Source organism: Acetobacterium sp. MES1 (genome assembly GCF_002237635.1).
GTDB classification, from domain to species: Bacteria; Bacillota; Clostridia; order Eubacteriales; family Eubacteriaceae; genus Acetobacterium; species Acetobacterium wieringae.
The window spans coordinates 37170-49289 of record NZ_MJUY01000002.1; the positions used below are offsets into that span (position 1 = coordinate 37170).

General features: G+C 43.4%; 13 protein-coding genes and 1 other annotated feature. Of the genes, 11 read left to right on the top strand and 2 right to left on the bottom strand.

Going from position 1 to position 12120, the window contains the following annotated elements; all coding sequences use genetic code 11:
* Window positions 1–116: 116 nt before the first annotated feature.
* The 4 genes from BI182_RS00175 to BI182_RS00190 all read left to right on the top strand — a co-directional run bounded on the left by BI182_RS00175 (window position 117) and on the right by BI182_RS00190 (window position 2876).
* Window positions 117–821, top strand: a complete 705-nt coding sequence (locus tag BI182_RS00175) for an ABC transporter ATP-binding protein (RefSeq protein ID WP_148638235.1) — start codon at window positions 117–119, stop codon at window positions 819–821.
* On the top strand, window positions 784–1521 hold the full coding sequence (locus BI182_RS00180) for a protein kinase family protein (protein WP_187389308.1): 738 nt from the start codon (window positions 784–786) through the stop codon (window positions 1519–1521). Before BI182_RS00175 ends, BI182_RS00180 begins: the two co-directional genes overlap by 38 nt.
* Window positions 1522–1606: 85 nt before the next feature.
* On the top strand, window positions 1607–2038 hold the full coding sequence (locus tag BI182_RS00185; RefSeq protein WP_228879880.1) for an EamA family transporter: 432 nt from the start codon (window positions 1607–1609) through the stop codon (window positions 2036–2038).
* Between the two features lie 34 nt (window positions 2039–2072).
* Entirely contained in the window at window positions 2073–2876 is an 804-nt protein-coding gene (locus BI182_RS00190; RefSeq protein ID WP_286804706.1) for a class I SAM-dependent methyltransferase, read from the top strand.
* A gap of 60 nt (window positions 2877–2936) precedes the next feature.
* On the opposite strand, the gene BI182_RS00195 is transcribed toward BI182_RS00190, so the two are convergent.
* Complete coding sequence (locus BI182_RS00195) at window positions 2937–4499, bottom strand: Na+/H+ antiporter NhaC family protein (RefSeq protein ID WP_353744723.1); 1563 nt, start codon at window positions 4497–4499, stop codon at window positions 2937–2939.
* A gap of 282 nt (window positions 4500–4781) precedes the next feature.
* On the opposite strand from BI182_RS00195, the gene BI182_RS00200 reads away from it, so the two are divergent.
* From BI182_RS00200 to BI182_RS00215, 4 genes are all read left to right on the top strand, one after another.
* Window positions 4782–6629, top strand: coding sequence for a TIGR03960 family B12-binding radical SAM protein (locus tag BI182_RS00200; protein WP_286804708.1), 1848 nt, complete (start codon window positions 4782–4784; stop codon window positions 6627–6629).
* Window positions 6622–7305 (top strand): TIGR03936 family radical SAM-associated protein, encoded by a 684-nt coding sequence (locus BI182_RS00205; RefSeq protein WP_286804710.1) that lies wholly within the window; start codon window positions 6622–6624, stop codon window positions 7303–7305. The genes BI182_RS00200 and BI182_RS00205 overlap by 8 nt, the downstream gene beginning before the upstream one ends.
* A gap of 695 nt (window positions 7306–8000) precedes the next feature.
* Window positions 8001–8492, top strand: a complete 492-nt coding sequence (locus tag BI182_RS00210; RefSeq protein ID WP_286804712.1) for a nucleoside-diphosphate kinase — start codon at window positions 8001–8003, stop codon at window positions 8490–8492.
* A gap of 185 nt (window positions 8493–8677) precedes the next feature.
* Window positions 8678–10114 (top strand): alanine/glycine:cation symporter family protein, encoded by a 1437-nt coding sequence (locus BI182_RS00215; protein ID WP_286804714.1) that lies wholly within the window; start codon window positions 8678–8680, stop codon window positions 10112–10114.
* 80 nt (window positions 10115–10194) lie between these two features.
* On the opposite strand, the gene srtB is transcribed toward BI182_RS00215, so the two are convergent.
* Window positions 10195–10911, bottom strand: a complete 717-nt coding sequence (srtB, locus tag BI182_RS00220; RefSeq protein WP_070371446.1) for a class B sortase — start codon at window positions 10909–10911, stop codon at window positions 10195–10197.
* A gap of 156 nt (window positions 10912–11067) precedes the next feature.
* Window positions 11068–11136, top strand: a sequence feature (ribosomal protein L21 leader region).
* Window positions 11137–11147: 11 nt separating this feature from the next.
* Between srtB and rplU the strand changes: the two genes are divergently transcribed.
* Genes rplU through rpmA form a run of 3 tightly spaced genes read left to right on the top strand, consistent with a single transcriptional unit; the run spans window position 11148 to window position 12104 of the window.
* Window positions 11148–11465 (top strand): 50S ribosomal protein L21, encoded by a 318-nt coding sequence (gene rplU / locus BI182_RS00225; protein WP_070371445.1) that lies wholly within the window; start codon window positions 11148–11150, stop codon window positions 11463–11465.
* Between the two features lie 6 nt (window positions 11466–11471).
* On the top strand, window positions 11472–11804 hold the full coding sequence (locus BI182_RS00230) for a ribosomal-processing cysteine protease Prp (protein ID WP_286804718.1): 333 nt from the start codon (window positions 11472–11474) through the stop codon (window positions 11802–11804).
* A 12-nt stretch (window positions 11805–11816) separates the two neighbouring features.
* Complete coding sequence (gene rpmA / locus BI182_RS00235) at window positions 11817–12104, top strand: 50S ribosomal protein L27 (RefSeq protein ID WP_070371443.1); 288 nt, start codon at window positions 11817–11819, stop codon at window positions 12102–12104.
* Window positions 12105–12120: the final 16 nt, after the last annotated feature.

The following is a 12120-nucleotide window of genomic DNA, read 5'->3' on the forward strand; positions in this document are numbered from 1 at the left end:
CCTTTCTTTTTTTTCGAGCAGACTGGCTTTTGAGAGGTTTATTCGCTATACTGGTAGCAGCTATAATTGTTTGCAAGGGGTGCGGTGCCTCAATTAACTGAAGAAGGACAAAAAAGATGAAACATTTTATTGAATTTAAAGATGTACATAAGCGCTATCATATGGGGGAGGTAACCATTAATGCCGCTAACGGGATCAATTTTTTTATTGATGAGGGCGAATTTGCAGTGGTTGTGGGCCCCAGCGGAGCTGGTAAAACAACGGTTCTTAATATCCTGGGTGGGATGGACGATTGTGATGAAGGCCAGGTGATTGTTGGCGAAAAAGATGTTGCGGCCCTAAACCGTCGGGAGTTGGCCGAATATCGGCGTTACGACACCGGTTTTGTTTTTCAATTTTATAATTTGATTCAAAATCTCACGGCGGTTGAAAACGTCGAGTTGGCGACCCAGATCTGTCATGATCCGATGGATGCCGAAACAGTTTTAAAAAGTGTCGGCCTGGCAGAACGACTGGGAAATTTTCCTTCGCAGCTTTCCGGAGGCGAACAGCAGCGGGTGGCGATTGCCCGAGCTCTGGCTAAACGCCCCAAACTATTGCTTTGTGATGAACCGACCGGAGCACTGGATTATAATACCGGCAAGAATATTTTAAAACTGCTCCAGGAAACCAGCCGCAAAGAAAAGATGACGGTAATTCTGATCACCCATAATCAAGCCATTACGCCGATGGCCGATAAGGTTATTATCATGAAAAATGGTCAGGTTCAGAAGAGTTATCTCAATGAAAAGCCCTTATCTGTTGACGAGATCGAATGGTAGTCGGCTCACTACCCTCCGGGGCGCGCTTGCGCTTGATGGGTTTGCACTGGTAAAACTCCTGGGTCAGGGGCGCTTTGGATGCAGCTATCTGATATCCCGGGAAGATCAGGACTACGTTGCTAAAATATTTCACCCCAATGATGTCAAGCGCCGCAAAAGAAAACTGAACTGGGAAATTAAGTTTCTTAGAACCATCGACCATTCAGCCATTCCCAAATTGATCCAGGTCATTGATCGGGATGGTTGCTTTGGATTGGTGATGCAAAAAATGCCGGGGCAGACCCTCGAGGATTGGCTTGCGTGTGACTATGCCTTTGGTAAAAGCGAAATCGCCATTATTTTTTTTCAATTAATTGCGGTTATGGATTATCTGGCAGACCTTGGCATCAGCCATCGGGATATTAAAGCTGACAATATTTTATGGACCGGTGATCAGCTGTCTCTGATTGATTTTGGTTCGGCCAGAAAGATGTTGTCATTTGATACGCACTTTAATCCGGATTTTTGGGGGATCGGTGATGTTTTTATGCGCCTGGCATTAAGCTGCGAGGAAATTACAGCAAGTTTCAATAACGGCGGAATTGAACAGTTTGATCTAACCGAGGAAGAGCTTTTGGTGATCAAGCGGTTACTGCACATTGAAAAGCCCTATCCGAATTTTCGGGTTTTAAGAGCTGCCGTTAAACAGCACTGGACATAAAAAGGTGCATAACAGCGCTTGGGAATCGCTCCATGTTTGTGAGCAGTCATACAAAAATTATAAGGAAGGGGAGTGTCTGAGAGCTTTGAATGAACTTACCTATTATCTGCCCATTCTATTAATTGTAACCGCCAATGTGTTTTATAACATCTGCACGAAATCGACACCGGAGACGGTCAATCCTTTTTTATCACTGTTGGTTACGTATCTGGTGGCAGCGTTATTGACGTTGATTCTGATGCTGGCCAATGGCTTGGAAGAAGGAATCGTCCAGTCGGTTAAACGACTGAATTGGACCAGTTTTGCCCTGGGGATTTCGGTTGTCGCCCTGGAATTTGGTTACATAACCGCCTATCGGGCTGGCTGGAATATTAGCCTGGGGTCGCTGGTTGCCAATATCTCATTGGCGATCTTACTGATTCCCATTGGTATCTTGCTATACAAGGAGGTTTTGACCACCAATCATCTGGTAGGTATTGCTCTTTGCCTGGTAGGGTTATTTTTTATTAATCGATAATTACATTAAATTTAAATAAGGAGACGAATGCCGGATGCAGTTTAAAACAGCATATTTTGAGGAGCTCTGGTTAAGTGACAACCAGAAAAAAGAACCAACTGCAGAATTTTGGGACTTTCGGGCGGAGGAATACAATCTTTCATCGTCAACCGGAGACGCTCAGTTAAATCGTAAAGACAAGGTTCAGGCCTTGATTGACAAAGGGATTATCACGAGTGAAACAACCGTCCTGGATATCGGTTGTGGGCCGGGACAATTTGCAGTTGAGTTGGCAAAAAAAACAAAAAAAGTGGTGGGGCTGGATTTTTCTAAAAAGATGGTGCACTATGCCAGAGAAAATGCCGCAGCTGCGGGGTTACAAAATACCGAGTTTATTCTCTCGGATTGGGACAGCTTTCACTACCTAGAATCTTTTGATCTGGTGATTGCCAGCATGTCACCGGCGATTTGCAAACCGGATCATCTTTATAAAATGATTGGCTCCTCCAGAGGTTTTTGTTATCTGTCATCGTTTGTGGAACGACATAGTTGTCTGAAAGAAACACTCTACACACTAACAGATCAACATTATATCCGCCAGTTTAATAAGCTGAACTATATTTTTAATATTTTATGGACAAAGGGTATTTTCCCGGAACTGACATACGAAACGGGGCTTCACAAGCGAGTTTTCCCACTGGAAAAAGCAAAGGGGATTTATAGCCGGGAGCTTGCCGTTTTAGATAATCCGGATCAGCTTGCGCGGGTTCATCAATATTTGGAAAAAGTGGCAGAAAATGGGGTGGTTACTGAAGCTTTGCAACAACGAAAAGGCGAACTGATCTGGGAAATAGTTTGATGTAGAATAAATATGTCCGCCATTTTATTGCTAAATGGCGGACATTTGAAATGGACAGTATCAATTCGATGTGGAGAAATCCAGCTTTGTGATGCGGGCTTGGGAAATCCGATGGAAGACGATGAGCGATCCCATCAGTAGTCCGACTGAGGTTAACCAGGTCAGCGGAAGATTTCCATAGCTCAAACCAGCTATCAGATAACCGATAAAGCTGCAGGATGCCACCAGCAGGGCATAAAGCATCTGGGTTGAAACGTGCTGGATATGATCGCAGCCAGCCCCGGTGGAAGAAAGAATGGTTGTATCCGAAATGGGTGAACAATGGTCGCCGAAGACGGATCCCGCCAGTGTTGCTGACAAAGTTACGACCATTAGTTCCGGGGCGGTGTATTGGGAAATCATGACGACAATCGGAATGAAGATCCCAAAGGTACCCCAGGCCGTTCCGATGGAAAAGGACAAGAGGGCCGAAACCAGGAAAATCATAGCTGGAATCAGCCCCACTGGAATACTGCTGGATTTAACCAGTTCGCCAATAAAGAGGCCGGTACCGAGCAGATCCTGACACAGGGCACCGATGGTCCAGGCAAGGGTTAAAATAATGTAGGCCGGAACCATGGTTTTGATTCCTTCGCCGATGCCTCCCATAAAGGTTTTAAAATCAATCAGTTTACGGGGGATAAACAGCAAAAAGGTCACAACCAAGGCCCAGAAGGCGCCCATTACCAGTGCTGCAGATGCATCACAATTGCCAAAGGCTTCCGATAAAGTTAAGCCTTCACCAGACCAGTAGCCACCGTTTTGGAGCATCGAGAGAATCGAAAAGGCAATCAGTGAGCTGATTGGAATAATCAGATCCCAGATTGTGCCCTTGCCATCCATCAGAATTTTTTCTTCCAGTTCTGTATCCAGGGCACCCAGTTCGCCGGTTTCGGTGGCTCGCTGTTCAACCCGGGCCATTGATCCGAAATCCAGATTGGTAATAGAAATAATAACAACCATCAAGATACTTAACAATGCATAAAGATTGTAAGGGATTGTTGCCACGAAAGCACTCAGTTCATTTTGGAAAGCTCCCGTTTCATATAGTGTTGAGCCGACAGCTGCCGCCCAACTGGAAATCGGGGCGATGATGCAAACTGGCGCTGCGGTGGAATCGATGATGTAGGCCAGCTTGGCCCTGGAAATCTGATATTTGTCAGTGACCGGTTTCATAACCGTGCCAACGGTGAGGCAGTTAAAATAATCATCCACAAAAATAATAACGCCCAGAGCACTGGTGGCCAGCTGGGCACTGCGGCGGGATTTAAGCTTGGTGGCGGCCCAGTTGCCATAAGCCCGAGAACCTCCGGCAATGGTTACAACATAAACCAGGGCTCCCAGCAGCCCCAAAAATAAGATGATATTAAACTTGCCCGGTTCACCAACGGTTTCAGCCATCAGGCCAAAAGCAACCGTACCCATTTCAACCAGACCGCCGCCAATGCTGACGACATAGATTAGGGTTCCGGATAGAATTCCGATTAGCAGGGCGGAGATAACTTCTTTCGTAATCAACGCCAGAACAATGGCAATCATTGGTGGAATAATGGACAAAATGCCCACATCGACTGTTTCAAACAATTTTTTCTCCTCTCATAAACATAATATTTCAGATAATTGCAAAAAGTTCATAAATACGTTTCACCGTTTGATATTACCTGACTTAAATTTTTCAAACAGGGTGTAGTCTATCATAATTGATTGCGTTAATCAAATGCGCTTTTTAGAATAATTGTTGGAGCGGGGCGATGGGACTGAATATTTATTCTGGGACGGGGACTGTACAAGCTGATAAGAATCATGTAAGATAAGGTGTGCTAAAATGAGTTAGGCAGTTTAAAAATTATAAATATGAGGAAATGAATGAATAATTATATCGAAAAAAATATTTTGCCCCTGGTGACAAAACCAATCACCTATCTTGGTAATGAGGTGAACGCAGTCCATAAGATTCCGAGTCCGGAGATGATTCGTTTTGCCTTTGCTTTCCCGGACACCTATGAGGTGGGAATGTCTCATTTGGGCATGAAAATACTCTATGGGTTACTCAACGAAGAAAAAGATGTCTGGTGTGAGCGGGTCTTTGCGCCCTGGGTAGATATGGAAGAACAGTTGCGTCAGCATGATTTGCCATTATATGGCCTGGAATCAATGCTGCCCTTGAACGTCTACGATTTTGTGGGCTTTACACTGCAATATGAAATGAGCTTCAGTAATATTTTAAACATGCTGGAATTAGGAAAGATCACCTTGCGCAGCGCTTTGCGGGAGGAAGACGAGCCCTTTGTGATGGCCGGGGGCCCCTGCGCCTATAACCCGGAGCCACTGGCTGATTTTATTGATCTTTTTGTCATTGGTGAAGCGGAAGAGGTGATTCTTAAAATTATGGCTGCCCACCGGGAATGGAAAAAAGCTGGTGGTAACCGCCAGGACTTTCTAAAAAGGGCAGCTCAGATTGACGGGGTTTATGTCCCGGCATTTTATGCGGTCAGCTATGATAAGCAAACCGGGCTAATTACCGCCTTTTCCCCGATTGTCAAAGAAGCACCACCAACGATCCGCAAGCAATTTATTGAAAACCTTGATCAGGCTTACTTCCCGGAAAAAATTGTAGTATCCTATACCGAAACTGTCCATGATCGGATCAGTTATGAAATATTCAGAGGCTGTGGCCGGGGTTGCCGTTTTTGTCAGGCTGGGATGATCTACCGCCCGACCCGGGAAAAAACCGTGCCAACTATCCAGGCAAAAATCAAAGCGCTGATCGACGCCACTGGCTACGATGAGGTTTCACTGTCATCGCTCAGTACTGGTGATTACAGCGAAATTGAAGCCCTGATTAAAAACCTGGTTTGTGATTATGCGGATGGAAAAGTCAGTATTTCCTTGCCATCACTGCGGATTGACTCCTTAAGCATTGAGATGTTGGAAGAAATCCAGAAAGTTCGCAAAACCGGTTTGACGCTGGCACCAGAAGCTGGAACCCAACGGATGCGGGATGTCATTAATAAAGGTGTTACTGAGGAAAACCTGCTTGACACGGTACGAACGGCTTTTGAAAAGGGCTGGGGACATGTTAAACTGTATTTTATGATTGGTTTGCCGGGGGAAACGCTGACAGATATCGAAGGCATTGCGGATTTAGGGCAAAAAGTTGTTGATGAATACTTTAAAATTGATCGGGAAGTCCGCAACAAAAGTTTGAAAGTCGTTTTAAGCACCTCTTCCTTTGTGCCCAAGCCATTTACACCTTTTCAGTGGATGGGCCAGAATACCCGGGAAGAATTTAAACAGAAACAACGTCATTTAAAAGCCAGTATTAAAGATCGCAAGATTTCCTACAGCTGGCATGACAGCGGGGTTAGCTTCTTGGAAGCAGTCTTTGCCCGGGGTGACCGTCGTTTAGGTTCGGTGCTGGAGATAGCCCATCAAAAAGGTTGCCGCTTTGATGGCTGGGGCGAATGCTTTGATCTGCAAAAATGGATGGATGCTTTTGACGAGGCCGGGGTTGATCCGGATTTTTATGCTTTACGAAACCGGGACTACGAAGAAATTCTGCCCTGGGATTTTATCAATACTGGCATTACCAAGGACTTTTTACAAACCGAAGCAAAAAAAGCCGAGACAGCTTTAACAACACCGTTTTGTCCAGATGCATGTTCGAATTGCGGCATTATGGAATTCAAGAAAGGATGGAAATGCAATGGTTAAAATTCATTATCAGTTTAAACGCTCAACCCCGCTGCGTTTTTTATCCCATCTGGATCAACAACGATTGTTTCAACGGGCGTTTCGCCGGGCGAATATCCCGGTTGCATACTCCCAGGGTTTTAACCCCCATCTCCGGATGTCATTTGCGCTGGCGATGTCGGTGGGTTTAACCAGTGACGCGGAGTATGGTGAGGTGATTGTATCTACGGACATCGATGTGGACACCTTTATTCACCGGATGAACCAGGCACTACCGAAGGGTCTTGAAATTATTGCTGCAAAAATCTGCGGTGAGGGGGTCGAATCCCTGTCGGCATCGCTTTATCAAAGTGACTATCGGATTCGCATCAAGGTCATGCCAGAAACGGATTTAAACGAATTGGCAGCATCTGTGCGCATGTATCTGGAACTTCCACAGATTTTGATCCAGAAAAGAAATAAAAAAGGAAAATATGTACAAAAAAATATCCGACCCTTTATTGAATCGATTTCGGTATGTGCAGACGCCGAAATCGATCATGTCAATGTAAAGATGACGCTGATTTATATCGAGCAGCAATGTGTCAAGCCGGAACAGGTCTTAGCGAGTTTCAACGATCAAATCAGAGCGGTTTTTGTGATCGATCCGACGATCGAATTACATCGGGAAAAACTGCTGCTTAAAGCCGATGCTTAAGGTTTACAAAAGAAATAAAAACGTTTACAAAAAATGCCTTTACATTTCAAAGAAACGTGCTATAATTTAGCTAAATCAAAGATCAACACGATCCTTTTCACAATTGATTAATAAGATCATTGAAAAGTAAATAAACCTTAACAGCCGATAAGATTAGAAAGACGGTGATTTGTTTAGAGATAAAAATTAAAATAACCCGAATGGATGAATAAGATTTTATCGATTGTCATTTCCAAAGATGCAGCAGTTCTTAAAACCAAATTGGGTAGGCGGCATCGACATTGATGGCCTGATTAATTGGCGATCGGTATTTAATTATGGACGTGAGCATCACTTTTTAAGTGGTGTGACCATAAAAATAATAATGGATCAACGATAATTAACCACATAATGGAAATGACGATTTGCCACTGAAACGGTAAAAATTTGAATTGAATAAAAAACTATCCTGAAGAATTTTGCCAGTTAAGCGTTTATTACTTTTAGAAAAGTGAAGAAGTGGATTTTTGGTGAAATGAAAGGGGTGAGTCCAAAAGGAATGACATCTGAAATCGAAAGCTGAAGCCGGTTCTGCATTTATTGTGGGATCGGCTTCAGCGTTTTTTGCGGTTAATTAATTATTTTAGTATAAAAATGTTAATCCAGTAATTGTATTATACTTTATAACTACAAAACATAGAAGGTGAGGATTTGCAATGAAATCATATGTATTAATTATTATGAAACCCGATGCGTTGGAGACGGAATTAGTTGAACCGATTATAAAACGGTTTATCGAGCATGACTTCAGGATCGAGATGATCGGATATAAGAGCGTCAGTGACGACTTGATCTTAACCCATTACGCCCACGTAGTTGAAAAACTGGGAGAATCGTTTAAAAAAATGGCCATCACAGCTTTTGCTGGGAAAGCAATGATGCCCATTATTCTTAGTCAGGACGGGGAAAATGCCATCGGCAATGCCCGGGAATTAACGGGCGCCACCGACCCGGCCCGGGCTGAACCGGGAACGATTCGGGGTGATCTGGGAACCGATTCCTTTGAGAATGCCGACCGGGAAGCTCGCTGCTGTAACAATCTGATCCATTGCAGTGATTCAAACGAAGCTCTGCTAACCGAACTTAAACTCTGGTTTGCGCCGGAAACCTATCAACTCTTTGCGTCGCTAATCCAAGTGCTCAATTGAATTCGAGTGATTTACCGGGCAGTGCTTCCGGATTGGGTTAAAATATCTATGGAAATGACAATAATTACCTCTTGCCTGGGCTTAAGATAGGCTTAAGGTAAATACTTGTCATTTAGAATGTTTAGTATTGTGAAGCAAGATAAATAATGATAAAATGATCCCACTATAATTTTAAGGGGGTTAAGATGAATTTTTCGGAAATTATTGCAGCTGTCAACAATTTTGTTTGGGGACCTGTAATGCTGGCGTTACTGATGGGAACCGGGATCTTTTTGACAGTCCGGTTAAAGTTTCTGCCATGGCGAAACTTGGGTTATGCATTGAAATCGGTTTTTGCTAAACAGGATCCGGCAAAAAAAGAATCGAGCGGGGATATTTCACCCTTCCAATCTTTAATGACGGCGCTGGCAGCAACTATTGGTACCGGTAACATTGTCGGGGTGGCGACCGCCATGGTTCTGGGAGGACCCGGAGCGTTAGTGTGGATGTGGATCAGTGCTTTGTTTGGTCTTTCCACCAAATATGGCGAAAGTGTTCTGGCGGTTAAATACCGGGAAACCAACAAAGAAGGCGAAATGGCCGGTGGACCGATGTATGCCATGAAAAATGGTTTCAAGAATAAGACGATCGGGTCAATTCTGGCGGTACTGTTCTCAGCCTTTGCAGTGATCGCTTCGTTTGGAATCGGTAACATGACCCAGGCTAATTCCATTGCCAGTGCTGTAGTTGGAACCTTTGGCATACCTACTTGGGTTACTGGAGCAGTCATTACAATCTTAGCTATTGTGGTGCTATTAGGTGGGATTAAGAGCATTGGTCGGGTCTGTGGTGTCATTGTTCCCTTTATGGCAGTCTTTTACTTTGTGGCCGGTATATTAGTAATTATTATTAATTTTGAAAACCTGCCTGCCGGTCTGGCTCAAATCTTTACAATGGCCTTTTCACCCACAGCGGTGGCTGGTGGGGTTGGCGGTACGGTGATTGCCAGCATGCTCAGTGCCATGCGTTGGGGGGTTGCCCGGGGGGTTTTCTCCAATGAAGCCGGTTTAGGTTCGGCGCCAATTGCGGCAGCCGCTGCTAAAACGGATCATCCTTCCCGTCAAGGTTACATTAACATGACTGGGACCTTCTTCGATACCTTGGTTGTATGTTCCATTACCGGTCTGGTAATTGCTTCTTCCGGTATGCTTGGTACCATGACCGAAGCCGGAAAACTGCTCAGTGGGGCAGCGTTAACGATTGCCGCCTTTGAATCAGCATTAGGTCCGATCGGGGGCTACATCGTCACCATTGGGATTATGCTGTTTGCTTTTTCAACAATTCTGGGCTGGGAGTATTATGGTGAAAAATCATTGGAATATCTGATTAAAGCGCCAATGGCAGTGAAAGTTTATCGACTGTTTTACAGCTTAATTGCTTTTGTCGGCGCCACCACTGCTCTGCAGATTGTCTGGGATTTCTCGGATACGATGAATGGATTAATGGCAATTCCTAATCTGATCTCATTACTGGTTTTAAGTAATGTCATTGCCAAAGAGTGTTTTGATTATGAAGATAAAGTAATCAAGCCGGAACGCGAATTGCGAAAATTGGGAAAAAAGGCAGTTGTTGATAACGAATAGCAACTGTGCTTAAAATGTAATAAAGTGTCCGCAGTCAATGGATGTTCTCAACGAGATCCAAACTGCGGACACTTTTATGTTTACTTGATTTTTCGGGCATGCACCGCAAAGCGGGCATCATCGAAGGTGTAGATACAGGTGGACAGGGTCAGCACTTCATCGTCCGGGGAAACAACCACACCGGTATCATACAGTGAACGGGCTTTGAGCCGATTCATATAGTTGATAAACTCGGTGTCACTTGAAAAACTGGGCTGGCGATAATCGTATTCGGCTTCGGTAATATAAACCGAGAAGATCTCCCAATCCCCGGGATTGCCAGGCTGATCAAACTGAATCACCGGATGGGCTTTAAAATAGGCCTGATCCTGATAATTCCATAAGCTGCCAAACATCGATTCATCTGACATATAATGACCATAGAGTACGTGATTCCGGGTTGTCACCGGATCACTCAAGTAGTCCCGGAAGATGGCGCCCTCGAAGGATGATTCCTTTAAAAAATTATGAGACAGATAAAAATCGTTATCGGTGGTTTGGGTAACCGGATATTCAAGGGGTGTCCCTTCGATTTGCACCCAGCCAATGGTATCGGGGTTGATGGACAGCAAGGCATTAAAATCAATTCGATCGGCAATCTCGGTACGGTTTTCTTTGGCGACGGCAATTATTTTATCCTTTTGCATGTTTTGATTGATCATTGGATAAAAATTATAGATTATGAATCCCATAGCAAGGATAACTAATAAAACAACAGCTACAATTTTTATTCTAGGCATGTTTTTTTGCAATTTCATTTTCCTCCTAAAGCTCAATTTATTTTATTATACCCATCATACGAGAAAACCCCCAAATAAAATAAATGATTTCAGTTTTTTTAGGTGTATTATCATGTCAAATGAACATTGTTAATATTTTGATTGACTTTAGTAACGCACCGTGTTAATATTTATAAAGTTATGTAGCCGCACACACAAGGTTTTAAGTCGAAAGCACCTTTTGTGGCGAGTCTGGTATGAGGAGGTGTAGAACTATGTATGCAATTATTAAAACAGGTGGTAAACAATACCGCGTTCAGGAAAATGATGTGATTCAAATTGAAAAAATCAATTTCACTGAAGCCGATGTAAAAGAAATTACTTTTACTGAAGTTTTAGCAGTTAACAAAGATGGCGAAATGATCATTGGTACGCCAGTGGTTGAAAATGCTGTTGTTAAAGCAGAAATTTTGGAAGTTGCCAAAGGACCTAAGGTTATTATTTACAAGTATAAATCTAAAAAAGATTATCGGAAAAAACAAGGTCATCGACAACCATTCATGAAAGTTAAAATTACTGGCATTCAAGCCTAGGCATTTATGATTTCAGTAAAGATTTGTGGTAAGCATAATAAAGCAAGTGAAATAATTGTGTCTGGTCATGCCGGTTTTGCCGATCATGGCGAGGATATCGTTTGTGCGGCTGTTTCGGTTTTAACCATCAGCATTTTAAACGGACTTACCGAAATTGTTGGGCGAAAAGATCTTGGCGAAGTGATCGAAGAGGGCTATATCCGTTTTATCATTCCCGAAATCAATGATGAACCAACGAAATCAAAAACAGAAACACTTATTTCGACTTATCTTCTGGGAATCCGGGGGATTAAGGAAGCTTATGGAGATTATATCCAGTTTGAAGAAGTATATAAATAGGAGGTGAACAACATGTTAAAAATGAACCTTCAACTATTTGCCCATAAAAAAGGGGTTGGTAGTTCAAGAAATGGTCGAGACAGCGAATCGAAACGTCTTGGCGTAAAAAGAGGCGATGGTCAATTCGTACTGGCAGGAAATATTCTAGTTCGTCAAAGAGGAACCAAGATTCACCCTGGTACTAACGTTGGAAAAGGCGGCGATGATACATTATTCGCTTTAGAAGATGGAATTGTCCGTTTTGAACGAAAAGGCAGAGATAAAAAACAAGTAAGTATTTATCCTCGGGAAGCCATCTAGTTTCTCAGTGACAAAA